General features: G+C 61.0%; 16 protein-coding genes. 5 read left to right on the top strand and 11 right to left on the bottom strand.

The window, feature by feature from the left end:
- Window positions 1-68: 68 nt before the first annotated feature.
- The 4 genes from pheA to TBK1r_RS32400 form a co-directional block, all read right to left on the bottom strand.
- Entirely contained in the window at window positions 69-1,136 is a 1,068-nt protein-coding gene (gene pheA / locus TBK1r_RS32415) for a prephenate dehydratase (RefSeq protein ID WP_145219629.1), read from the bottom strand.
- Between the two features lie 355 nt (window positions 1,137-1,491).
- Window positions 1,492-2,745, bottom strand: a complete 1,254-nt coding sequence (locus TBK1r_RS32410; protein WP_145219627.1) for a nickel pincer cofactor-dependent isomerase, group 22 — start codon at window positions 2,743-2,745, stop codon at window positions 1,492-1,494.
- Window positions 2,742-4,562, bottom strand: coding sequence for a leucine-rich repeat domain-containing protein (locus TBK1r_RS32405; protein WP_145219625.1), 1,821 nt, complete (start codon window positions 4,560-4,562; stop codon window positions 2,742-2,744). The genes TBK1r_RS32410 and TBK1r_RS32405 overlap by 4 nt, the downstream gene beginning before the upstream one ends.
- Before the next feature lie 182 nt (window positions 4,563-4,744).
- Window positions 4,745-6,223, bottom strand: a complete 1,479-nt coding sequence (locus TBK1r_RS32400; protein ID WP_372899208.1) for a trypsin-like peptidase domain-containing protein — start codon at window positions 6,221-6,223, stop codon at window positions 4,745-4,747.
- 254 nt (window positions 6,224-6,477) lie between these two features.
- Between TBK1r_RS32400 and TBK1r_RS32395 the strand changes: the two genes are divergently transcribed.
- From TBK1r_RS32395 to TBK1r_RS32385, 3 genes are all read left to right on the top strand, one after another.
- On the top strand, window positions 6,478-8,238 hold the full coding sequence (locus TBK1r_RS32395) for a DUF4013 domain-containing protein (RefSeq protein ID WP_419580612.1): 1,761 nt from the start codon (window positions 6,478-6,480) through the stop codon (window positions 8,236-8,238).
- Between the two features lie 154 nt (window positions 8,239-8,392).
- Entirely contained in the window at window positions 8,393-9,910 is a 1,518-nt protein-coding gene (locus tag TBK1r_RS32390) for a S41 family peptidase (protein ID WP_145219623.1), read from the top strand.
- A gap of 232 nt (window positions 9,911-10,142) precedes the next feature.
- Window positions 10,143-11,000 carry a tetratricopeptide repeat protein gene (locus tag TBK1r_RS32385; protein ID WP_145219621.1) on the top strand — a complete coding sequence of 286 codons (858 nt, stop codon included), beginning with the start codon at window positions 10,143-10,145 and terminating at the stop codon, window positions 10,998-11,000.
- Between the two features lie 851 nt (window positions 11,001-11,851).
- Here the strand turns inward: TBK1r_RS32385 and TBK1r_RS32380 are convergent.
- The 6 genes from TBK1r_RS32380 to TBK1r_RS32355 form a co-directional block, all read right to left on the bottom strand.
- A complete protein-coding gene (locus tag TBK1r_RS32380; RefSeq protein ID WP_419580611.1) occupies window positions 11,852-12,136 on the bottom strand; it encodes a hypothetical protein in 285 nt (94 codons plus the stop codon).
- 84 nt (window positions 12,137-12,220) lie between these two features.
- On the bottom strand, window positions 12,221-14,077 hold the full coding sequence (gene glmS / locus TBK1r_RS32375; RefSeq protein WP_145219619.1) for a glutamine--fructose-6-phosphate transaminase (isomerizing): 1,857 nt from the start codon (window positions 14,075-14,077) through the stop codon (window positions 12,221-12,223).
- Window positions 14,078-14,252: 175 nt separating this feature from the next.
- Window positions 14,253-14,813 (bottom strand): hypothetical protein, encoded by a 561-nt coding sequence (locus TBK1r_RS32370; RefSeq protein ID WP_145219617.1) that lies wholly within the window; start codon window positions 14,811-14,813, stop codon window positions 14,253-14,255.
- Between the two features lie 243 nt (window positions 14,814-15,056).
- Window positions 15,057-17,870 (bottom strand): Hsp70 family protein, encoded by a 2,814-nt coding sequence (locus tag TBK1r_RS32365; RefSeq protein ID WP_419580610.1) that lies wholly within the window; start codon window positions 17,868-17,870, stop codon window positions 15,057-15,059.
- Window positions 17,871-17,897: 27 nt separating this feature from the next.
- Window positions 17,898-19,742: an Hsp70 family protein gene (locus tag TBK1r_RS32360; protein WP_145219616.1), complete on the bottom strand. Its 1,845-nt coding sequence runs from the start codon at window positions 19,740-19,742 to the stop codon at window positions 17,898-17,900.
- Between the two features lie 44 nt (window positions 19,743-19,786).
- On the bottom strand, window positions 19,787-20,320 hold the full coding sequence (locus TBK1r_RS32355; RefSeq protein WP_145219614.1) for a DUF2760 domain-containing protein: 534 nt from the start codon (window positions 20,318-20,320) through the stop codon (window positions 19,787-19,789).
- 269 nt (window positions 20,321-20,589) lie between these two features.
- Here TBK1r_RS32355 and TBK1r_RS32350 point away from each other — a divergent pair, with 269 nt between their 5' ends.
- Window positions 20,590-21,519: a ThuA domain-containing protein gene (locus TBK1r_RS32350; RefSeq protein WP_473772471.1), complete on the top strand. Its 930-nt coding sequence runs from the start codon at window positions 20,590-20,592 to the stop codon at window positions 21,517-21,519.
- Between the two features lie 160 nt (window positions 21,520-21,679).
- On the opposite strand, the gene TBK1r_RS32345 is transcribed toward TBK1r_RS32350, so the two are convergent.
- Window positions 21,680-21,910, bottom strand: coding sequence for a hypothetical protein (locus TBK1r_RS32345; RefSeq protein ID WP_145219612.1), 231 nt, complete (start codon window positions 21,908-21,910; stop codon window positions 21,680-21,682).
- 233 nt (window positions 21,911-22,143) lie between these two features.
- On the opposite strand from TBK1r_RS32345, the gene TBK1r_RS32340 reads away from it, so the two are divergent.
- Window positions 22,144-24,324 carry an FdhF/YdeP family oxidoreductase gene (locus TBK1r_RS32340; RefSeq protein ID WP_145219609.1) on the top strand — a complete coding sequence of 727 codons (2,181 nt, stop codon included), beginning with the start codon at window positions 22,144-22,146 and terminating at the stop codon, window positions 24,322-24,324.
- Window positions 24,325-24,389: the final 65 nt, after the last annotated feature.

Genomic DNA, 24,389 nt, shown 5'->3' with positions numbered 1-24,389 from the left:
TGATTACCCGCTCTGGTGGGAAGGTCAGTTGTGAAACTGTCGCCGGGAAACCCGGGCAAATCGCGCAATTACAGCACGGCGACCGGATACGACCCCAAAATCTCCAGCCGGCGTGTGATCGAACTCAATTGATCGATCGCGGTGGCCACGCGGTCCTCGCCACGATGACCGCTGAATTCGACGAAGAACAAGTATTCGTTCCGCGACCCGGGCAAGGGGAAGGATTCGATCCAGGTCAGGTTCAATTGCGATTGGCTGAAGATACTCATCGCGCCGGCCAGGGCGCCGGGTTGATGTTCGACTTGGAACAGCAGTGACGTTTTGTCTTTGCCGGTGGGGTGGGTTTCGTCGCGGCCGAGGACGGCGAAACGCGTGACGTTCTCGCGGTTGTCTTCGATGTTTTGATTCAGCACGTCGAGTCCATATTCACGCCCGGCCGGCAGACTGGCCACTGCGGCGATGTGGGCATACTGAGCGGCGGATTCCGCAGCCGTTGTCGTGCTGCCGACTTCGATCAGCGCGGCGGCCGGGAAATTGGCTGCCAGCCAAACGCGGCACTGGGACAGGGCTTGCGGTTTGCTGTGGATCTCGGTGATTTGATCTCGTTTGCCGCTGGCCAGCAGGTTGTGGTGGATCGGCAGTAAGACTTCGCCACAGATTTGCATGTGGCGGCGGGCGAACATGCCCAGCGTGTCGACGACGCGGCCGTCGGTGCTGTTTTCGATCGGCACCAGACCGCAGGCGGCATCGCCGCGGTGGACGGCATCGAAGACCGCGGGGATCGTTGCCACCGGAGCAAACGGGGTCGCGTCTCCGAAATACTTGATCGCCGCCAAATGGCTGTAGCTGTACTTCGGGCCGAGAAAGCTGACGGCACCTGGGCCCACCCCAAGGCGACAATAGCTGTCGATGTGGCGGAGGGTTTGACGCAGCGATTCGACGCTCTTTTTTTCACGCGTCTGAGTGGACTCGCGGCAGAATCCGTCCAATGCCTGGGCGAGGTGGGTGTTCGATTGGCCGACCGAGGGAAGGGATTGGTCGTCGGCCAACGTCTCGACCAGCTGGCGGCGCTGTTCAATCAGCCGCAGCAATTGGAGATCAAGTTGGTCAAGCGTTTCGGGTTTCGAAGCAGGCATGAAGGGGTCGGGTGGCAATGTAAAACGGGGAAATCTCGTCGCTGTTTATCAAGGATTCTTGGTTGTCTTGCAATGGCGGCCCCGGCCGGAGGACATCGACAGATCGAATGGAAGTGTCGCCACCAGCGGCGTGCCCTGCGTCTGGGTGCCCTGCGTCTGGGTGCCCTGCATCTGGGTGGGCGTATCTCCAGGTTACCGAGCCCTTGCGGAAAACAGGTAAGAAGATTTCGGAGGTAAGAAAATAATGCGATGCACGATCCAATGGATTTCGGCCCATTCAATTTCGGCAATTTTCCTACCTCCAAAATCTTCCTGCCTCCCCGCCGCCACCTTACCTCCCCGCCCTGGCCGAGGCTCAAACCAAATCGCCCTGGTCATCGAAGCGGAGTGGTTGGGGATCGTCGAGGATTTCAAGGTGGTCGCTGCGTCGTGCGTCTTCCCAATAGGCTTCGCTGCAATGGAGTGTCTCCAGATCGAGCGTGTTGGGGATCCGCAGCCAACGCCGTTGATCGGCGTCCATCGGTGCTTGTCCAGTGACGGCCTCGAGCACATCGCGATCGCTGTCGAACCAGACCGGCAGCGCGGCCGCGGTCGGGTGGCCTGCGGTGATGCAATTGATGCGTGTCTTGACCGGATCGATCTGCTCGGCGACGCGTCGATGCGTGTATTCGGCGATGCCGATCCCGGATGCATTGCCGGCGGTCTTTTCCGTCAGCGAGCGAACGTAGATCTCATCGATCTTGGGCCATTCGTCGTCGCCGGCCATCTTGTCGTGCCACTTGCGGCCGACGACGTTGGTGTCCAATCCGGTGCCGCTGATCTCTTTGCCGATCGCATCGATGATCAGCAGTTCGGCCGTTCGAAACGGCAGCTTGGGCATCCACTCGATGGCCCTGCGCAGCAGTGTCGGTTCCAGGTCCAGCAATTGATCACCGGTGGCGACGGCGATCTGGCCGATCGAGTCATGGGCGTCTTCGACCAGTGCGATTCCCAACAAGAACGGGGTCGCCGCCAGGATCTTCGGAATCACGTCGGCGGTGATTCGGTCCAGCCGATAATCGAAGGATTTGAACGCGGGGTGAAAGGCGATCGCACCGCGATGTTTGCCAAGTCCGATCATCAACATCTTGCAAACACCACTTTGGATCGAACCGTCCAGTTTGGTGTGGGGCTTGATGCGGTTGATCACGATCAGATGATCGGCGGCTGCGGCGTTGCGGTCAAACGACAGCGGGATGCCGCCGGGGCCTTCACCGATGGGGACCGTTTCCATCGATGACCGGATCGGACAACCGACCGATTCGGGCGTGATCCCCAATGCCGCGAGCGTGGCGGCTTGGCCTTGGTCGGTTGCACCGCCATGGCTGCCCATCGCTGGGACGACGAAGGGCTGGGCGTTGCGATCGATCAACAGACGCACCACGGTTTGCGTGACTTCGGCGATTCGGTCGATGCCACGGCTGCCGACGGCGATCGCCACCGATTGTCCCGGACGGATCTGCTCGATCGCCGCTTCCGCCTTGAGCTGCTCGGTCACTTCGGCCGCGACATCGCCGATTCGATGCGAGGTGAGTGATTGCTTCGCGGTGAAGAAGCGAGGAAAGGTCATTGGACGCGGAGCTGCAGGGGGTTGATGTTGCAATCGGGACGAAGCGTTTTGAGTTTTGCCAAGCCGGCGCTGGTGATGGCGGTGCGTTGGACATCGATCGATTGCAGCGTGCCGATTGCGGCGAGTGTGGGAATCGATGCGTCGGTGACTTGGGTTCCGGTCAACCACAACGTTTGCAGCGCGTTGTGGTTCGCGACGGCCGCGACGGTTTGATCGCCGCAGGTTGTCCAGCTGAGATCGAGTTCGCGCAAGTTCGTCGCCTGCCGCAGCCAGGCGTGGATGGAATCATCGACCCGCGTCGCTTCGAGTGACAACTGATCCAGCTGATTTGGTGTGGGGCAAAGTCGCGTGACATCGGCGGTGGCAACCGGTTGTCGTGACAGATCCATCCATTGGCAATCGGTCGACGTTGTCAGTGAAGCGAGTCCGGTCGGGGTGGTTTCACAATTTGAAAAACACAGCTGCGTCAACGGACGGCTGGTCGGGTTCTCACGAAGCACGGCGTCGTCGACTCGAAGGAAATCGATCAGCCCCCGTTCGGGCGACTCGGGAGCGGCGGCGGCCGGCACGTCGAGCGGGATTTGGTAAAGCGTGGCGAGTTGCTGGTAAACCCAGCGCCGATGGGCAACGGAGTCACCGTCGAGCAGCAGGTGCGTGTAGGCGATCGCGTTGGCGTACCAACGGGCCAGATCGGATTGTTGTTGTGCGGCAGCGTGACCAGCGGTTCGTAATTCTTGTAGCGGGATGAAATCACGACCGCCGAGAACGCGGTAACGGGCGAATTGCAGACGCGGGCTATCCCAGCCGCCGACCGTTGCGCGGGCACGGTCGACGTGCAGCGATTCGAAGTAACCCGCGATGCCTTCGATCAACCAGAAATCAGCTCGCGCGCCAGGCAGTTCACCCGTCAGTCGGGATCGAGTGGCTTCGCGGAACAGTTGATGAACTAATTCGTGCCGGCGCGATGCGACGGCGTCGGCCGATGGCGAGGGATAAAAGAACGACGTCTGGCGTTGGTCGCTGTACAAACCGGTCGACTGGCTGATGCCGGGCGTTGATGTGCCGAGTGTTCGTGCGTAGTCGTCGGCGTCTTTGAGCAACACGATGCGTAGCTTGCGCCGCGAAGCGAGTCTGGCGGGATTATTGGCCAACGAGGACGCAACACTTTGTTCGGGATCGATGTCACGAAGATGAAGCGCGACTTGATGATTGCCTTCCCACAGCGGAAAGAACAGTTGTGTCCAGATCCAGTACACACGTTCCATGTCCGTCGCGACTTCACGCGTGGTGGCTTCGTCGGCGTGGGAAAAGAGTTGCAGATGGGGCGTCTCGACTTGCCGATACGAACCACTTCTCCAACCCAGCCACTTCGGGGCGCTGCGGCCGCGCGCCGACTTGATCACAAACGTATCGCGTTCGGCGGCCGATCCGATCGGAAGCCCGAGGTACTTTCGCAGCGCCGGGTCGTCGGGATTGGCGGCCAATTCATTCCACAGACGTTGGTAGGCCTGCCAGCCCTCGACGTTCCAGTCGGGGATGTTCTTGTCCGGTTCGGCACGGCAAAGTCGCCGCGCGCTGTTGCCGACAGGCGGCTGGCGATCCGCTTGGTTTGCTGAAATGGTGACGGCGACCATGCGGTCGGCATCGTCAACGGTCGGCTGCTGGGCGACCGCGACGGTCGTGATGAACGGCAGCGCGGCGCAGAGGAAGAGGGTCGTGGCGTCGAATTTGGCCAACGGCCATGCCCAATACCCGCGTTTGACGAGAGGTTTATTGATGGCCGTGAGCCAACCACTCTGAATCGATGGAATCTTCATGCGTTCCATTTTAAACAGACGCTCGTCCCGGCTGGGTCAGTAAGCTCGCAACCGTTGCGGTGGCTGCGAGCTTACTCCGGGACGAGCGTGCTGTGTCGGGCAGGGCGGTTTCGGGCAGGGCGGCTTCGGGCCCCGTCGACAGCTCGGGGGACACCCCCAAGCGGTCGCCTGTACCGCCGGCGTTAGTGACGAACGTTTTCGTCGCGTGAGGCGAGTTGGAAATGTCCGTAGAGGGTTTGTTCGCGGCGGACGATGTAAAACTTTGCTCGCGGACCCTTTTTCATGTCGGGGTGGTCCAGGATGCCCGCCAAGTCACCGATGCTGGCGGTTTGCCAACCGTGGATGCCCAGTAGCACGTCACCGACTTGGATCCCCTGCTCCGCCGCGGCCGAGCCGGGGCGAACCGCATTGATGTACAGACCACCGCGGTAGGGTGTTCGCATTCGCGAGTTCAGCCGGTTCATGGTCGATTGGCTGACCGGTTTGGCGCGGATTCCGATCACGGCCCATGCGGTGTCGCTGGGGTTGTTCGCGTCGGATGCCTTGGACGGCGTCGTTGCGACGGCCAGTTCCAGTGTGCCGCCGTCACGCTCCACGGCGATCGGGATCCGTTGACCCGGTCGCATTTGCAACAGGGCGAGTGAAAAGTCCAAACGATCGTCAACAGGACGCGAACCAACGCGGACCACGCGGTCACCCGGCTTCAGCCCCTCTCGTGCGGCGGGGCTGCTAGCGGAGACATGTGCGATGGTAATGCCATCGCCGTCGCGCGGACCGCCGTTGGTTCGCAATCCGGTATCAAGACGTTCGGCGTTGTGTTCGTCGATCATCGACGTGACGATTTCGACGACCTGGTCGATCGGAATCGCAAAGGCGATCTGTTGGGCACCGACACGGACGGCGACGTTGACGCCGATGATTTCACCGTCGATGTTCAACAGCGGACCGCCGGAGTTGCCCGGATTGATCCCGGCACTGATTTGAATCAGGTCTTCGTAGTCTTGGGTGTCGTTGACCGGGACGTCGCGATGCAGGGCGCTGATGATGCCTTGGGTGCAGGTGTGCACGTAGCCATACGCGTTGCCGATCGCGATCACGCTTTCGCCGACCATCAGGTCGCTGCTGGTGCCTCGGGGCACGGTCGGCAAGTCCGATTCGACGTCGACTTTTACTAAAGCCAAGTCGTTCCGCGGCCGGGCGGCGATCAGTTCGGCCGACGTCACGGTTCCGTCGTGCAGCGTGACGCGGATGTTATCGACGTCTTCGACGACGTGATAATTCGTGATCACGTAGCCACGCGGATCGATCACCACGCCGGTGCCCATCCCGTTGACCTGTCGGAAACCGCCGCCGTCGGTGGCACCGGCCAGGCCGGCGGCGGTGCTGCGGATGGTTTTTTGACCGTGCAGGTTGACCACCGAGGGGCTGGCGCGGCGGACCGCGAGCACCGTCGGAGTTTCACGTCTGGAATCGGTCACACGCCTCGATGCGGTCGCCGGTTCGAACGATGCCAGCGAGGCAACTTGAGCGCTAACGCTCGAAGCATCAATCGCCGTCATCATCGAAAGGGCGAAGCCGACTTTCGCGATTCGACGCAGCCACTGGGGCGGGGCGTTGCCGAATCGTCTGTTGGTCGGGGCAAGTTGGATCGGTGGTCGCATAGGTCCCCGTACCCGGTGAGCAGAACTGGATGCGTCGCTTGTCGATCGAAGGTTGCGGGCTTTCGATCGTCATGGGAGCCGGAATCCCCGGCACGAGAGAGTGAATCGGAACAACCAGTAGGATCCCTTGATGGCATGGTCTGAACGCCGCAAGGTTTACCAGCCTTAACTAACCGCCACCGGGTGGTGTTCAAATTGCACGGTCACGCAGCGTTTGTGGCCGCTGGCGCAAGACGCTCCGATGCCTGGCTGAAGTGAATCACGCGAAGAATGAAAAGAAAGTGAACGAATTCGCGTTTCAGTTTGCCAAGAATGCCCATCTGACGGGCGAACAAGATAGCCTGGATTTGGGGTCGCCCTGCGATCGCGCCATCGCGATGAGCCCAGCCGCCGCGAAAGCGGGCAAGAGTTTCAAAGTTTTTTTCGCCTCGGCCGATCGCGGCTCGCTGTTGACCGCTTCACACCGAATTTTGTGCAATGAAGTGATTGAACCAACCAACGAATTGTCTTCCCCGGAGATCGAACCGGTGGAGGTGTCGGGCGGCGCGCCGATCGGTCGGCAGGCCGACGCTCACACCTCCGCGGCCGCAGTCGGCACGATGCCAACGACCGAGCTGCCAGCCGAGGATGAGTTCACGACCGAGGATGAGTTATCAGCCAGCGGCGAGTTACCAGCCAGCGGCGAGTTACCAGCCAGCGGCGAGTTACCAGCCAGCGGCGAGTTACCAGCCAGCGGCGAGTTACCAGCCAGCGGCGAGTTACCAGCCAGCGGCGAGTTACCAGCCAGAGGCGAGTTACCAGCCAGAGGCGAGTTACCAGCCAGAGGCGATGCGACGGTTCCCGTGGAGGAGACGTCTCCGCCGGCCCGCCGGGGTGTGGTTCGGACCGTCATCGCCGGCGTCGCTTGGTTGATCAGCGGTCTGTTTAGCCTTGCCTCGTTGATCGTTTGCCTGGCGGTCTTGGCGGCGATCCCGATTCTGCAGTTGATCACGTTCGGCTATCTGTTGGAGGTTGCCGGCCGTTTGACGCGTGGTGGAACCCTGCGTGAATCGTTGCCCCATCTTCGTGCGGCCGGTCAAATCGGAATCGTGGTGATGGCGGTCGTTGTCGGTTCGTTGCCCGTGCAATTGTTGGCCCACTGGGAAAGTGTCGCGTCCTTGATCGCGCCCGATGCGGCTCCGGCAACCGCTCTCCGCATCGCCGCGATCGCCGCGGCTTGTCTGGGGGTTTTGTACTTGCTCTGGGCGTTGGCGCGGGGCGGACGGCTGGTCCATTTTGTGTGGCCGCAGCCGAAGCGGATGCTGCGTCAGGCGTGGCGGCCGAGTACGTATCTTCCGTTGCCCGACCGGCTTTGGAATTTCACGCATTCCTTGGAACTGGGGCGTTTCTTTTGGCTCGGATTGCGTGGAGCATTGGGGACGTTGGTGTGGTTGATCCCGGCGATGATCATCATCGCCGCCAACCGCAACGGCGAGACCGGGTTGGCGGGGCTGGTCGGCGGGTTGGCGTTGATCGCCTTGGGGGTGGTGCTGCTGTACTTGCCGATGCTTCAAGCGCACTTTGCGGCGGAGAACCGCGTGCGGGCGCTGTTCGAGGTGCGTCGCATCCGTCGGCTGTTTTGCTATGCGCCCTGGGCGTGGCTGGTGGCGATGGTGCTGGGGTTGGTGGTCTTGCCGATTCCGCTCTACCTGTTGAAGATCGAAGCGACTCCGCGGGAGGTGGTTTGGTTGCCGACGCTGGTGTTTGTGGCGTTCATCTTGCCGGCGCGATTGGCCGAGGGGTTGGCGATGCGTCGGGCCAGGCGAATTGCGCTCCGCTACGGGGACGGGGCCGTGAAACCGACCGGCAAATGGAGTTTTCTTTCGCGCTGGACGGTGCGATTGTTGATGCCCGGTGTGGTTGCGATCTATTTGTTCTTCGTCACGCTTTCGCAGTACACCAGTTGGGACGGATTGCAAACCTGGGTGCAACAGCACGCGGTGCTGATTCCGATTCCATTTCTGGGCGGGGTGTAGCCGATTGGCGGCTGGGCAGGTGGGGATTTCCGTTGGGCTGATCGACGCCGTACAATAGGCGAGTCGCTGCTGGCGTTTGCTATGCCACGATCACTGACTGATCGCACACGCCCTGATCGTCTTTCTTGCCTTCTTCCCGAGTTTGTTTTCGCGCATGCCACCACGCAACTTCAATCTGATTCTCTTTGCGGTGGTCGTCAGCATTTTGTGTCATTTCACGTACCGCAACACCCGGACGGCGAGCATTTTGGGTGAAGCGATCGAATTGATCGAACAAAACTATGTCGACCCGGTCGACCGCAAGCAGTTGGTGATGGCGGCGATGGAGGGTGTGGTCAGTCAGTTGGACGAGCACAGCGGGTATTTCGCCGTCGATGCGTATCGGTCATTCCAGGACAACATGCATCAGGAATTCGCCGGCATCGGGATCTACGTGGACCAACCCACTCCGGGGCAGGCGGTTCGGGTGGTCACGCCGCTGGTCAATTCGCCGGCGTTGCGTGCGGGCGTCTTGCCGAACGACTTGATCATCAAGGTGAACGGTCAGGATGTCTCTGAGATGTTGTTGGCCGATGTCAGCGATCGATTGAAGGGACCGCCGGGCACGATGGTGTCCCTGACGGTGCTGCGTGGTGATGAGCAACACACGATGTCCGTCCAACGCGCGACGATCGAATTGGAATCGGTCGTCGGTGATCATCGCGACGAGTCCAACCGTTGGGTGTACCGGTTGGCCGGCGAGCCGTCGGTGGCCTATGTCCGGCTGAAAAGTTTTGGAGAAAAAACGGTCCGCGAGTTGGAGCAGGTGTTGGCCGATTTGGACAACGATTTCGACGCCTTGGTGATGGATCTGCGCGGCAATGGTGGCGGGTTGTTGTACGCCGCCCGCGACGTCAGCGACATGTTTTTATCGAAGGGGCAAATCGTTTCCACCCGCATCCGTGACGGCGAAATCGAAGAGTCTTATGCGGCCACACCCGGAACGCTGGTCGATGCCTCCAAGCCGATCGCCATCTTGATCGATGAAAACTCCGCCAGCGCCAGCGAAATCGTCGCGGCGTGTTTGCAGGACAACGGGCGGGCGCTCGTCGTGGGCACGCGTAGCTACGGCAAGGGAACGGTGCAGGAGATCATGCCGTTGCAATACGGCCGCAGCGCCTTGCGGTTGACCGTGGCGAGATACTTTCGCCCCAACAACAAGAACATCCACCGCACCGCCGATGCGACCGAAGACGACGATTGGGGGGTGACGCCGGATCCGGGGTTCGTGATTCCGATGGAACCCGAAGCGATCGCCAAGCTGGCCGACCGCTGGCGCGAGGCGTCGTTCCCGATGCTGGTCGGAATCGATCCGCCGGAGGCCATTCCGCCGAGCGAGTCGGACGCTCCTGCCGACGTCGGTTCACCCGTGCTAGACGCCAGGAAGCGGGAGATTTTGAAGTTGGAAGAGGAACTGAACGCGCTGCAGTCCAAGATTCAGCGGTCGGTCCTGTCCGACCAGGCCAAGGCGAATCTCGCTCGCGGCCCGGAGGAGCTTTCTGACGATCCTCCGCTGCGGGCGGCGGTCGGCCGGTTGCTGGAACTGTCCGGCGCGGAGCGAAACGCCGAACCGGACGCGGTGGATCCTCCCGCAGACACTCCGCCCGAGCAACCTCGAGAGAAAGCCGCCTGAGAGGGGGGCTGACCGTCTGGTGAACGTGTAAATTCTGGATCGACGGCTCGAATCCGTTTGCCCGAGCATCTTGGCACAAGTATCCTAACAGGTGTTCAATGGCCGAATTCTCTTATCGGTCTGTACGCCGACCTATCGGCAAGGTTGCTGTCGTCTATTCTTCCGCAATAGTCGCCTGCAACGGCTACTTGCACGCAATCAACCGATCGACTTGTCAGAGGACCCCAAAGTGATGATCCGACATTCTTTTTCTCTCGCACCGCTGGCCGCGCTCGCGCTCATCGGAGCAATGCTCGGCTCACACCAGGCCAGTGCGCAGAACGAATCCGTCCTGGCCGAGATCTACGGCCGGGGGGTGCACGCGTATTATGCCGGTCAATACACCGAGGCGTATGACTACCTGTCGCAAGCCATCGACGGCGGAACTCGTGACCCCCGTGCCTATTACTTCCGCGGCATCGTGGCCTACAACCAGGGGCGGAATGCCGAGGCGGAGTTGGATTGGCAGGTGGGAGCACAGATGGAAGCACGCACCGGAGGCGCAGACGGTATCGGTCGGTCCCTGTCGCGATTCCAGGGTTCGGCTCGCCTGAAGCTGGAAGAGATTCGGCAGAAAGCACGGATCAACGCGATGATGAACGCGGCGACTCGATCCGACACGCGAATGATGGAATTGGGAGTCCAGCCGAGTGCTTCAGCAGCCAGTGCCGCACCGGCAGGTGCCGCGCCGAGCGCGACGGCTCCGCCGGTTGGTGTGAAGCCGCCGCCGCCGGCTCCCAGTGCTCCCGTGGCCGATGATCCGTTCGCCGACGACGGTCCCGCGCTGGCCGACGGACAGCCCAAAGTCGAAAAGAACAATGCCTTGGAAGGGCTTGATGACAATCCGTTTGCCGACGATGCACCGGCAGGGGCTGCCGCCGACGCCGGCGATGCGGGCATGCCGGCCGCAGGCGACAACTCGAATCCGTTTGGCGAGCCCGCTGCTCCTGCCGGAGGCGATCCGTTCGGCACTGATACGGGAGCCGATCCGTTTGGGGCGCCGGCAGGCGGCGCACCCGATCCGTTTGGTGGTGACCCGTTCGGAAACTGATCGGCTGGCAAATCGCAGCTGAGATGGCGGACAGTCCGTCGCGATCAGCGTTTCGACGCTGATCGCAGCCCATCCGATAAGAGTTCGCACTGGTACAGTGCACAGGTTTAGGCGGTGCGTAGGGAACGGCGGAGTCGGGTGATCCGGCACCGGAACCAGATCACCCGACTCGTAAGCCATCCGTCAAGTTCTGCCCAGCGAGGTGTCTCGGCAGCACTCTCTGATGCCTGAGACGCAATTCCCCGTTACGTCTCAAGCGACCATCCATAGAAGCGTGTGCATCCCTGCTTCCTCCCTGCCCTGAGTCGTTTGCATGCGACGTGCCAGTCCGCGTGCGACACGGACCGGAATTTCAGGTCGCAGCCGCAACGGCATGCAGGGGACGCTATTGTCGCTGTAGTGGTGCGTTGGTCGCCGTTGAGAAGCTCGGTGGCGTTGTAGAAAAACGGCATCAGCGGATCTTGCCAGCCGACCGAGCAAGCGGTCTGCCCACGAAGTGGGCACCGAATGGAAAACACGGTGCAAGGAACGGGCACGTGGTAACGCGGGGACAGACCCCGTGTGTCACGCTGAGTACTGAGTACTGAGCACACGAGGGTACGGGGACAGACCCCGGTGCCACGGAAGAAATGGGACGAATTGGACGTATGTGACCTATGGGGCCCATTTGTCCTATAGGTCCTATTTGCCTCTGAGGGCCCAGGTGCCCTGTCAGTCCTGGGTCGCTGGGGACAGACCCCGGATTTTCGTCGATCCGGCGGTGATCGCGGCGCTCGATGGTGGGCCGGACGTGGAGGGCCGGACGTGGAGGCGGGCTCGGCGGCTCGTGGACGAGGCTGGGTGACGAGGCGTTAGATGGCGTCTTCGTTGCGGCCCATCAGATTGACGTTGGTGGCCGGGACGATGCGGGTGACGTTGACCTTGTTGCGTCGCAATTCTTCGATTTCGGCGGCCATTTCGGCAATCAGATTTGCAATTTCCGTCCCCGCAGCCTCTCCGATATTGTTCATCAGCGCCTTGCGAGAATTAAAGGTCAGGCCGTTACGATTCATCGTCTTTTTCATCCGAATAGAAAAGGGTTCCTGGTCATGGATTGCTCGCCGGGTCGACTTGGCCCCCGTCTCGGCGACGATCATCCCATGCTGATTGGGCAACAATCAAGAGCGTAATTTCGCTGCGGGTATCCGCAAGGAAAGAATGCCATTTTGGGTGGAATGTCACTACTCCACTGTCACACTTTTGGCCAAATTTCTCGGCTTGTCGACGTCACAGCCCCGCAGCAGTGCGATGTGATAGGAGAGCAATTGCAGCGGCACGACGGACACGATCGGCTGGATGATGGCCGGCACATCGGGGATGTGGATCACGTCGTCGGCGACGGCTTCGATGTGCGGATCGTTTTTGCTTGCAACGGCGATGATCGGGCCTCCGCGAGCCTTCACCTCCTCCATATTCGCCATCACTTTGTCGTAGGTGGTGCCTTGGGGGATGATGAACACGCTGGGAGTTTTTTCGTCGACCAGTGCGATCGGGCCGTGTTTCATTTCCGCCGCCGGGTAGCCTTCGGCGTGGACGTAGCTGATTTCTTTCAGCTTGAGAGCGCCTTCCAGGGCGGTCGGGAAGTTGTATTGGCGGCCGAGGTACAGAATGTTCGTGGCGTCCTTGTACTTTTCCGCAACGGTTTTGACGTGTTCGTTGCAGTTGAGCGCCTCTTGAACCGCCCCCGGGGCTTGCTGCAGATCGCGGATGATGTTTCGTCCGGCTTCGAAGCTGAGGTGGCGGATGCGTCCGAAGTACAGCGCCAGCATGGCCAAGACGCAGCACTGTGACGTGTAGGCTTTGGTGCTGGCCACGCCGATTTCCGGCCCGGCGTGCAAGTAGACGCCGCCGTCGGCGGCCTGGGCGATGGAGCTTCCCACGACGTTACAGAGGGCCAGGGTGCGGTGGCCTTTGCGTTTGGTTTCCCGCAAGGCGGCCAGCGTGTCGGCCGTCTCGCCGCTTTGGGTGATCCCGAACACCAGCGTATTGTTTTCGATCGGCGGGTTGCGGTACCGCAATTCGCTGGCGTATTCGACACAGACGGGAATCCGCGCGAGTTCCTCGATCAGGTACTCGCCGACCAGCGCGGAATGCCAACTGGTACCGCATCCGGTCAGGATGATGCGTTCGACGCTGCGTAATTGTTGCGGGGTCAGGTTTAATCCGCCAAACACGGCGGTGGCGTTTTCCTCGTCCAGCCGGCCGCGCATCGCGTTCTTCAGCGATTCGGGTTGCTCATAGATTTCCTTGAGCATGTAGTGGTCATAGCCCTGCAAACTGACCTCTTCTTCGGCCGCTTCCAGGGGTTGGATCTGAACCGTCACTTTGCCCTGTTCCCGGTGTGTCACCGAAAAGCCTTGGGGGCGGAGCACTGCCAATTGGTGGTCGGCCATGTAGACGATGCGATCGGTGCAGCCGGCCAGCGGGGATGAATCGCTGGCGACGAAGTACTCGCCGTTGCCGATTCCGATCACCAGCGGGCTGCCGAATCGAGCGGCGATCAACAAGTCGGGTTGATCCCGGAAGGCGATCACCAGCCCATAGGTGCCGCGGAGCTGGGCGATGGCCCACTGGACCGCTTGCACGTATTGCAACGACGGATCCTCGGCAGTCTCCGGCGTCACACGCAGGCCTTCGGCGATCAGATGGGCGACCACTTCGCTATCGGTCGCGGACTGAAACGCGTAGCCTTTTTCGATCAGCTCGTTTTTCAGCGTTTGAAAGTTCTCGATGACTCCGTTGTGCACCAGAATCACTTCGCCGTCGCCGCCGACGTGCGGGTGGGCGTTTTCCTGGGTCGCCGGTCCGTGGGTGGCCCAGCGGGTGTGGCCGATCCCGATCGGTCCGTCGACGGGGTTTTGGCCCAACGAGCTGGCCAGGGCGTCGATTCGGCCGACCGCGCGGGTGATGTGGAACGTGTCACCGCCGTGGATCGCCACGCCGGCACTGTCGTATCCGCGGTATTCCAAGCGGCGCAGACCACTGAGCAGGAAGTCGCCTGCTTTGTCCGAACCGACATATCCGACAATTCCACACATCGCAATTCAATCTGTTTTGGAGGCCTGTCTGTTCATCCCGACCGGCCTTGACCGGGGGGAATCAATTTAGTTGCCGTTTCGGGCATGAACAAACCTAGCTCAAAACACAGACGCTGCCGATCCCAGAAATCTTTCCGGTCGGGTCAACCGTGCCGGTTGGAGCGGCTGGGATCGATCAGGCGGCCCGTTTGCCGGCGGCCAGACCGGGCAGCGTTTCGGTCCAGCGACCGTTTTCCTGGGCGAAGACGATGGTGTGCGACTTGCTCAGGCGGGCCAGAGCGCTGTGCTGGGCCGGGGTCGGCGGCTGCTCGGCGGACCACAGGATCAGATCGACTTGGCCGTACGTTCGGACCACACGATCCAGGCCGGCGTCGATCGCCATCGGCACCAGATGGGCTTTGGCCGGGTACTCACGCAGCTGTTTGTGAAAGTCTCGCAGCGAAAGCGCGTTACCGCCCAATTCAAACTCATCGATCGCGATGTAATGAATCGGGGTCGAGTGGCCTTTGTGGGTCAGCGCGTGCAACATCGCCAGTGAGCGCCGTCCGTCACCGACACCGACTTCCAACACCGATTGAACGGACAGCGATTCCATCCGTCGAAACAGTTTCTTGTCGTCGCGTGTGGCGGCACCTGAAATGGACTTGGACGTCGCCGGGCGCGTCGGCACGGCCGCGGGGCGTTGGGCCGGCGGGGAGGTTTGCTGGGCGGACTGGATCCGCGGTGCTGGATTCAAACCTGGTTCCGGGCACTGTGTCCCTGGACTCACCGTCTCTGAACTCGCGTGGACTTTTGGCGTGGCCGACTTGCCACGAATCGAGTTCCAGAGTTTTCGAAGTGGCATCACACCCTCACCGATACTAGAGCGCCAAACGAAACAAACCAACGACACACCGGTGTTGAATCGGCGGTGAGTGGTTGATCAATCGAAGGAAACTGTCGGGTTTCGCTTTGGTGCCGGTTTGGCAAGCTGTGCGGGCTACCGTCCCAGTCGGATGCCCAGGGGCAGCGAGTCGCCGAACACGGCGGTCTCTTCGTCTCGATCCAGCGTTCCGCCTTCGGTCAGCAGGGTGACGAAGTGGTCCGCCGCATCCCTGGACTGCAAGTACGTAGCGGCTTTGTCGCGGGTCGCTGCGGCGATGTCTCGGTAGCGGTCGCCCGTTTTACGCCCCAGTTGCACGAGCGTCAGTGGCACGTCGGATTCAGGCGGATCGATGGCGATCAGCGATTCGATCCACGACTGAACCGTGGCGACCGGGATGGTGGTGTTGAGCGGGCCGTAGGCGGGTTGGCGTCCGCCGAGTCGGCCGAGCGCCCAGAGCAGTGCGGGGCGCAACCGGACGTTTTTTTTGCGGCCGAATTCTTTCAAGGCGATGTCACCGAGTTCGATTTTTTGACGCACGTCCAACCGTTCCAACGACGCGATCAGTCGCCAGAACTCATTGGCCTCGTGCGGCTCGATGCGTCGAGACTTGCTCCGCAGTGCGGCCAGCATCGGAGCGGCGAGTTGCTGTTGTTGGCCGGCCGTCAGTCCGCCCGCGATCCGCCGCCACAGGATCATCGATTCGGTGCGTGATTGGGATGCCGGGAACGCCAACCGCCCGTGCAGCATTCGCCACATTTGTTGAACCCGCCAATCGTCCACCGCGACGCCATACCCGGGCCGCAGACAGAAGCCGGCCAAGTTCAACCAACGGGCTTCGTGGGCGGGGGTTTTGCGGCGACCGGTTTCGAGATCGGCCAAGAATTGCCACAGTTCGCGAATCAGTGTGGGCGGCCAATCATTGCGGCTGGTTTCGGTGATCGATTCGAGTCGCTTGACGATCTGATTGGGTTTGATGTCGGCCTGGTCGCCGAAGGTGGATTCGATCGCATCGGCGCAGGCTTCCACGGTTTCGCTATCGACGATCCCCGCCGTTTCGCCGCTTCCGGTATGTGCGTCTCGGTCGGTTTCCAGCGTGCTGCGAATGTCGAATTCCAGTTTCCATCGTTTGCCGTGTTCGGCGTCGACGCAGTACATGCCGACCGTCCCGATCTCGCTCAATTCGGATTCCACGAACACGCTCAATTCGGTTTCTTCGCGGCGTCGGCCGCGCACCAGGGCCGTGCAAATCGGCGGCAGCGCGGACATCTCGTTCGGGTCGATCGCGACCAAGTCGCCGACGCGATCGGCCAATCGCGTGCTGCTGACCCACAGCGGAAACTGCACCGGCGCGCCGACTTGCAGGTGCAACGGATGATCATCGGCGCGAAACTGTTGTCCCGCTTCGGCGTCGCCGGGGATCAGGCACAGGGCGCGAGGCGGATCGTGTTGCACTTGCATGTAATACGAACGACCCAGGTTGGCTGCGATGCGAACGCCCTGGCCTCGCCGGACCATCGCGTAATAAGCGGCGCCGCGAGCGACGGCCAAGTCCAAACGCTGTGACGCCAGGACCTTCGGTTGCCAGGTTTCGCCGGGGTCTTGGAACCAGTCGCGGAGCGAATCGACGATCCGCTGTCGAATCGCCGGAGCGGCCAACACGCCGCCGTTGAACAAAACCAGATCCGGGCGATCGGCCGACTCGGTGTCCTGTTGGTCGATGCCGCTGCGACGATGTTCGGAGAGGAATTCTGCCAGGTGACGTGTGATGGCGGGGTCGGTTGCGTAGGGCAACCCAAACTCTTGGAACCCGCTTTGCTGGCGACTCGGGCGATCGGAAAGCTGGACGCGTGGAAAGAAACCGTCCAACAACGTGGCATCAATTTCTTCGGCCGTCAGTTCGACCTGGATCGCGCCGGCCAACAACTTTGCCCCTTCGGCAGCCACGTTCAGTGTGAACGATGCTCCCCGCGCTTCGTCCAACATGGATTCTTTGACCGTTCGAGATGCCTGGACCATGCGGTCCCACTGGCTGGCCGACGGAGGTGTGCCAGCTGAGGTCTCGTTGAGCTTTGCCTCTGCCAACTTGGCGACCGCCAAATCCATGTTGTCACCGCCGAGGATCAGGTGGCGACCGACGGCGACGCGGTGGAACTGAACTTGATCGTTGGACTGGCCGGCCGGCCGCACGCGAATCAGGGTCAAGTCGGTCGTGCCGCCGCCGATGTCACAGACCAAGATCAACTGACCGGGCCGAACCAGATCTTGCCAATCGCTGCGATGGCCGTCGATCCAGGCATAGAACGCGGCCTGGGGTTCTTCGATCAGATAAACCCGTTTCAGCCCCGCCTGCTTGGCGGCTTTGATCGTCAATTCGCGCGCGACTTCGTCAAACGACGCCGGCAACGTGATCACCACGTCTTGTTCGTGCAGGGGATGTTCAGCGAAGGCATCGTCCCAGGCTCCGCGCAGGTGACGAAGATACTCGCTCGACGCGGCGACCGGCGACATCCGCGGCACGTCGGCATCCCCGTGCCAGGGCAGGAAGTCGGCGGTGCGATCGACCCCGTCGTGGGACAGCCAACTTTTGGCGGAATTGATACGTCGACCCGGATGTCGCGCGCCCGCATCTCGGGCGAACACGCCGACACAGGACGCCGGTTTGGAGGAAGCGTCTTGCCAGGGAAGCGCGCCGGCTTGTCCGCCCGCTTCGCTGGCCGTCAGCTCGTAATGAAACGAAGGCAGGGTCTCGCGTTTTTCGAGTTGACCGAGATCGACCCACTGCGGGATTCGAAACGTTTCGACCTGCCAATCCGGCCGGGACGTGTCGACGTAGCACATCGCGCAGTTCGTCGTACCCAGGTCGATTCCGACGACAAATCGTGGTGGTGTTGCGGTGGGGTCCGTTGACGTGTCGTTATGCTCAGACAAAACCTGCTTCCATCTCGTGGTAGACCGTTATCGTTTCTCGCGAACGTTGAACTCCATTTTCCACTGTTCGTCGGTGCGCGTCGAATGGCACCACAGTTCAAACATTCCCAGTTCGGTGACGCGGCTGACAAACCGCACGGGGACGAACGGTTCGCCGCCACCTGATTCGCTGCCAGATTCGCCGGCGGAGTCGCGCGAGAGTGTCAATTCGATCGGTTCGCTTTCGACCAGTTCCTCCGGTGACCAACGATCCAGTTGGGTTCCGACGGCGTCGTCGCCGCGTTTGGAGGAGGCGAAGAAACGGAACCGTGCGGGCGTTCCAACGACAAGACCGATTTCATTGCCGGGCACTTCGGCTTCGGTGCCTTCTTCCATTCCCTGTGGAGCGACACAGAGTGCTCGTAAAGGACGCGGTGCGCCGGGGATCGCCAGGCCGGCCGTCTCGATCCCGATGTAATAGGAACGCGCCGTGCCCCCGCGAATTCGGATGCCGCCGACCTGTTTGGACCAACCGTAGTAGGCGGCACCGAGGGCGACCGCACAGTCGAGGTCTTGCTGTTGGCCAAGCACCGTCGGCGCGGTGTCGCACCAGCTGTTGATGACGTCGCGCATCCGCGTGCGTAGCGTTTCGCTGCGGAACACGCCGCCGTTGAACAGCAGGTGGGTCAGTCCCGTGGCGCCGCCGGATTTGCCATCCTCGCTGGACGCCGGAAACGCTTCGGCGTGGTCGGCCAGGAAGGCGCTAACTTGTTTGGTGATCGCCGGATCCGCTTCGTAGGGCAGACCGATGTCTTGGAAACCCGACGCCGTGCGGCGCTCGGGACGTTCTTGGGCGGTGCACTGGGGGAAAAAACCGTCGACGATCAAACTCTGGGTCTCGGCCGCGGTCAGTGCGGTCGAGATCGTGCCGCCGATCAACGAACTGCCTCGACCGAGCACGGAGATGGTGTGTTCCTCGGGACCCTCGGCGGCGAGCAGTTTTTCTTTCGCATCGCGACAGGCGTGCCACAGCGAAACGCTTTGCCAGGGATCAAGATCGTGGCCCTGTTCTTGTAGCCGCGTGGCGACGTGGTGGGCCAAGGCCAGATCCATGTTGTCGCCGCCGAGTAGCAGGTGGTTGCCGACGGCGAGTCGTTGCAGATTCAGCTCGCCACCGTTCTCTTCGACCGTGACCAGAGTCAGGTCGGTCGTCCCGCCGCCGACGTCGACGACCAACAGCACGTCACCGGCACCGAGTTGCTCGCGCCATTGGTCGGCATTGGAGCCCAGCCAGTGGTACACCGCCGCTTGCGGTTCTTCCAGCAAGACAAAGTGATCCGGCAAACCGGCTTCGATTGCCGCTTGACGGGTCAGCTCACGGGCGGCCGGGTCGAACGATGCGGGCACGGTCAGCACGACTTGCTGGTCCGCTATCGGCGCTTCGGGATGAGCGGCGTGCCAGGCGGCAACCAGGTGGGCGAGGAATCGCTGGGTGCAATCAAAGGCCGACACCTTGGTCACTTCCGGCGGGGATTGCCACGGCAGGACTGCTTCGGTGCGCCCGACGTTTCCGTGACACAACCAGCTCTTGGCGGCCACGACGACGCGTTGTGGGTTTTCAGCCGATTGTTGTCGCGCGAAGACGCCCGCGATGCCGCGACCCGGATCGCCCACCAGCGGCGTCTTCAAGGATTCGATTTCGCCCTCGCGAGGCAAATACAGAAACGATGGCAGCGACGGCCGCGATTCAATCTGACCCGGCGCGATGACTTGGGGAATCGGAAGCAGTTCCAGTTTCGGCTCGGATTTTTTTCCGTCCTGCGAAAGCGGCGTAAAGGCGACCACCGAGTTGGTGGTGCCAAGGTCAATGCCGATGCAATACCGTGAGCCCATGTCGAATCTATTGGTGTGAAGTGAAAGGACGCGATGAACAGTTGCTAGGGGGCTTGGACTTGGGCCGCGGCGACGATGTTGGCATCGGCGGCGTCACCGGTCCACGTCGGCAATTCCACCTTGGAAACTTCCCAGCCGTGGTGAACCAATTTGCCCGACGTGCCGGTGCCTTCGCCGATCCACTGATAACGGGTCGGCGAGGCGTCGGCAGCCACATCGACCACGGCGCCTTCGGCGGCATCGAGCAGGGGTTTCAGGCCCATCACCCGCTGCAGGACTCCGCCGCACTGTTGCAGACAGGGCCGTGCGGCTGCGCCGACTTGGGCGTCGGAGTATTGGCTCAGGTCTTCTTGGATCAAATCGACCAACCGGGCTTCCCGCTGCAGCGTCGCCAACAGCGTCACCGCGGGGTCGCGACGCACGGGTTCGGGTTGCTTCGCGGCGGGTGATTCCGCCGGTTTTTCTTCGATCGCCGGGACGCTCGGTTGCTGGCCACGCAGGATCTGATCGATCTGAGTCGCCTTTTCTTTGTTCCCCAACGCGGCGAAAAAAGCCTTCAACGCGATTCCTAAACTCATCTTGCCAACCTGCAATGAACAACGGCCTGAAAATCAACCGTCCAGCTTGGCGTTCCCGCCGAATGCGTCAAGAGGCGGGCCGGAGATTGCGGGGGGATCGGCCATAGAGTCGTCGGAGTGGTGCCTGAGCGGAAACGGGGGCAGGTACCAAAACCCAAATGGCGCGTCGGGGGCTTCGCATTTTTGGTGCCGGACCCCTTTTCGGAAGTTGCGGCAGACGATCACGGCAGCGATGATGTGACTCGTTCCCCGTTTACGTTTTCTTGCGAGTGAGTCCCTTGAAATCAATCATCGCGTTCGGATTGCTGATCACGTCAGCCTTTTCGTTTGGCCTGGCACACGCCGAGACGAAAAAAATTGTTTTGGTCGCCGGCAAGCCGTCCCACCCGCCCCGGATGCACGAATTCAACGCCGGGGTGCAACTGATGGCGAAATGCTTGTCGGGCGTGCCGGAGGTGGACGTCCAGTTTGTGCTCAACGGCTGGCCACAGGACGAAACGATTTTTGATGATGCCGACGCGGTGGTATTCTTCATGGACGGCGGCGGCAAGCACGAAATCGTCCAACAGTACGGACGTCGATTGAAATTGATCGACGATTGGGCCAAGCGGGGTGTGGGCCTGGGGTTCATGCACTACGGGGTAGAAGTCCTGGCCGATCAAGCCGGCAACGAAATGAAGCGTTGGATCGGAGGCCACTACGAGCACCTGTTTTCATGCAACCCGATTTGGCAACCGGCGTTTGAGACCTTTCCCGAGCATCCCGTGACGCGGGGTGTCGAGCCATTCGAGATCAAGGACGAATGGTATTTCAACATGCGGTTTGTGGCCGACATCGTCGGGAACCGGTCCGATGAGGCCGCCGGAATCAAGTTCGTCCCGATTCTGGTCGCAGTGCCCTCGGCGGACGTCCGCGACGGACCCTATGTCTATCCGAGAGGCCCGTACCCGCACATCCAAGCGTCCGAGGGCCGCGCCGAGGCGATGATGTGGACGGTCGAGCGGGAAGACGGCGGCCGGGGATTCGGCTTCACCGGCGGTCACTTTCATGACAATTGGGGCAACGACAACTTCCGCAAAGTCGTGCTCAACGGGCTGCTCTGGATCGCCCAGGCCGAGGTGCCCGAGGGCGGCGTCGAGTCCTCGGTTTCGGCATCGGACCTGGATGCGAATTTGGATCCGAAACGCTCCCGCAAGTGATCACGCGTCTTTGAAAGGAGATGCGGAGATGCACGAAGATTTTGAGGGTAGGAAGATTTTGGGGGTCGAAAAGAGGTCCTCCTAATCCAATTTTCCTACCTCCGAAATCTTCTTACCGTTTCTTCGACGCCAGGCAGTACGCCGGGGCTTCAACGGCCCGTTAGGTGGCTGATGGAGACGCATCGTCGGTCGGTCCGATTGCTTCATCGACGGCCGCGTCCTGGACGCGGCGAGGCAATTCGATCACTTGTTCGCCGTCGGTCAGCGAGGAGGGGCAAACCTCTTGTTCATGGCACTGGCGGCACACCACCTTGATCGCATCTTGGCTGGCGATGTGAAGGTCGTGTTTTTCGCAAAGGGCAAACAGTTCTCGCAGGTGTTCGCAGGGCATGACTTTCGTCCGATGGAAGAGGTGCGAAAAAGAGGGCTCGTCGGGCAGCTTCAATCATCGCCCTCTCGGTGGTTTGACGCAACGTCTTGTTCCCCCTGAACGCCGGGGTCGGGTGGCTGATTGAAACGGCGGTGGCTAAATCACGCCGCACGGCTCTCCGTTGGTCCCGCCGCCGGCCCATCGGTGTTAAGATTGACGGCATCAAACCGTGATTCGTTCGAGGAAAAAACGCAGTGAAAGTCGGCAGTGGTGGTGGATTTCGGGCGATCTGGTACACGTTCAAAAAGGGGCGTGAGGCGGGGGGCGTTTGGAAGCTGTTCAAAGCCATGCGGACCCGCAACAGTTGCAAAACCTGCGCCGTCGGGATGGGGGGGCAAAAAGGCGGGATGGTCAATGAACTCGGCCATTCCTTTGAGGTTTGCAAGAAAAGCATGCAGGCCATGGTCGCCGACATGCAGCCGGGGATCGATCCGAATTATTGGAAACAGAATTCGATCGAACAACTCAAACAACTCTCGCCACGCGAGCTCGAATCGCTCGGCCGATTGATCCATCCGCTCCGCTATCGTCAGGGCCAGTCGCATTACGAGGTCATCACGTGGAAGGAGGCTTTCGAGAGCATTGCGGCAAAGCTTTCGGCGACCGCGGCCGACGAGACGTTTTGGTATTTCAGCGGTCGCAGCAGCAACGAAGCCGGTTTCTTGCTGCAGTTGTTGGCCAGGGTTTACGGCACCAACAACGTCAACAATTGCAGCTATTACTGTCACCAGGCCAGCGGCGTCGGGTTGCAAAGCAGCATCGGCAGCGGCACGGCAACGATCGTCTTGGACGACCTGGAAAAAGCCGACACGGTGTTTCTGATCGGTGGGAACCCGGCCAGTAATCATCCGCGTTTGATGACCAGCTTGATGCGAGTGCGTCGTGCCGGTGGCAAAGTCATTGTGATCAATCCCGTGCGTGAAACGGGGCTGATTAATTTTCGCATCCCCAGCGATCCGATTTCGCTGTTGGCGGGCACCAAGATCGCCAGTCACTACGTTCAGCCGCACATCGGCGGCGACCTGGCGTTGTTGTGGGGGCTGGCCAAGGCGACGAAGTCGTTGGGGGCGATCGACAACGCGTTCTTGACCGAGCACACCAGCGGGTCCAAGGAGTGGTTGGCGGCGGTCGATGATTTGACGTGGCAAGAGATCGAAACCAAGTCCGGTGTCGCTCGCAGCGAGATCGAATCGATCGCCGAACTTTATGCCGCGTCAAAGAAGTGTGTCTTCGCCTGGACGATGGGCATCACTCATCATGCCCACGGCGTCGACAATGTTCAGGCGATCGCCAATCTGGCGTTCGCCCGCGGGATGGTGGGGCGTCCGGGGTGTGGGCTGATGCCGATCCGCGGCCACAGCAACGTGCAAGGCATCGGTTCGGTGGGAGTGACACCGAAGCTGAAGGATGAGATCTTTACCGCTTTGAAAGACAAGTTCGGGGTCCAACTGCCCGAGACGCCGGGCAAGGACACGCTGGCATGCATGGAGGCCGCCGCGAGCGGCGAGATCAAAGTCGGATTCTGCTTGGGGGGCAATTTGTACGGATCCAATCCCGATTCCACGTTCGCCGATCGTGCACTCTCCAGCCTGGAGATGAACGTGATGATGAACACGACCATGAATACCGGCCATGCCCATGGTTTGGCGAAAGAAACGATCGTCTTGCCGGTGTTGGCGCGTGACGAAGAACCGGCGCCGACGACACAGGAGTCGATGTTCAACTTTGTGCGGCTGAGCGACGGCGGGCCGGCTCGGTTGCCCGGACCTCGCAGCGAGGTGTCTGTAATCGCCGCGCTCGGTAAAGCCGTGGTGCCTGACCTGCCCGGCGTTGATTGGGATGACTTGGCCAATCCCTCGACCATTCGCAAGTGGATCGGCGCGGTGGTTCCCGGTTACGGCAAGATCGCCGAGATCGATCAGACCAAACAGGAATTTCAGATCGAAGGTCGCACCTTTCACGATCCGAAATTCGGGACGGCCGACGGACGCGGCGTGCTGCATTGCCATCGACTGCCGGATCTCAAGGGCACCGAAAACAATCACCTGCGATTGATGACCGTACGCAGCGAAGGACAATTCAATACGGTTGTCTATGAAGAAGAGGATCTGTATCGCAATCAGGAACGGCGCGATTTGATTCTGATTCACCCGGATGATCTGAAACGCTTTGGTCTGGAGAACGACCAACGCGTCACCGTCAAAAGCGAAACCGGAGCGATGAGCGGGATTCTGGCTCGCTCCTATGATTCCATTCGCAGCGGGAATGCGTTGATGTATTATCCCGAATCCAACGTGCTGGTTGCCCGGCATGCCGATCCGCAAAGCAAGACGCCGGCGTTCAAGGGCGTCGTCGTCGAGCTGATCGCCGAGTGACGCCACCGAATGCTCACCACGCCGTCTGGTTCCGGCCGATTTGCGCCGCCGCGGCATGCGAGTTA

This window comes from Stieleria magnilauensis, assembly GCA_007753675.1.
GTDB lineage: Bacteria > Planctomycetota > Planctomycetia > Pirellulales > Pirellulaceae > Stieleria > Stieleria magnilauensis.
This window is presented reverse-complemented; position numbering and strand designations above follow the sequence as displayed.

Bases quoted from the DNA above. Each gene is read 5' to 3' on its own strand.
- pheA (WP_145219629.1), bottom strand. From the start codon at position 1,136: ATGCCTGCTTCGAAACCCGAAACGCTTGACCAACTTGATCTCCAATTG.
- TBK1r_RS32410 (WP_145219627.1), bottom strand. From the start codon at position 2,745: ATGACCTTTCCTCGCTTCTTCACCGCGAAGCAATCACTCACCTCGCAT.
- TBK1r_RS32405 (WP_145219625.1), bottom strand. From the start codon at position 4,562: ATGAAGATTCCATCGATTCAGAGTGGTTGGCTCACGGCCATCAATAAA.
- TBK1r_RS32400 (WP_372899208.1), bottom strand. From the start codon at position 6,223: ATGCGACCACCGATCCAACTTGCCCCGACCAACAGACGATTCGGCAAC.
- TBK1r_RS32390 (WP_145219623.1), top strand. From the start codon at position 8,393: ATGCCACCACGCAACTTCAATCTGATTCTCTTTGCGGTGGTCGTCAGC.
- TBK1r_RS32385 (WP_145219621.1), top strand. From the start codon at position 10,143: ATGATCCGACATTCTTTTTCTCTCGCACCGCTGGCCGCGCTCGCGCTC.
- TBK1r_RS32380 (WP_419580611.1), bottom strand. From the start codon at position 12,136: ATGATCGTCGCCGAGACGGGGGCCAAGTCGACCCGGCGAGCAATCCAT.
- glmS (WP_145219619.1), bottom strand. From the start codon at position 14,077: ATGTGTGGAATTGTCGGATATGTCGGTTCGGACAAAGCAGGCGACTTC.
- TBK1r_RS32360 (WP_145219616.1), bottom strand. From the start codon at position 19,742: ATGGGCTCACGGTATTGCATCGGCATTGACCTTGGCACCACCAACTCG.
- TBK1r_RS32355 (WP_145219614.1), bottom strand. From the start codon at position 20,320: ATGAGTTTAGGAATCGCGTTGAAGGCTTTTTTCGCCGCGTTGGGGAAC.
- TBK1r_RS32345 (WP_145219612.1), bottom strand. From the start codon at position 21,910: ATGCCCTGCGAACACCTGCGAGAACTGTTTGCCCTTTGCGAAAAACAC.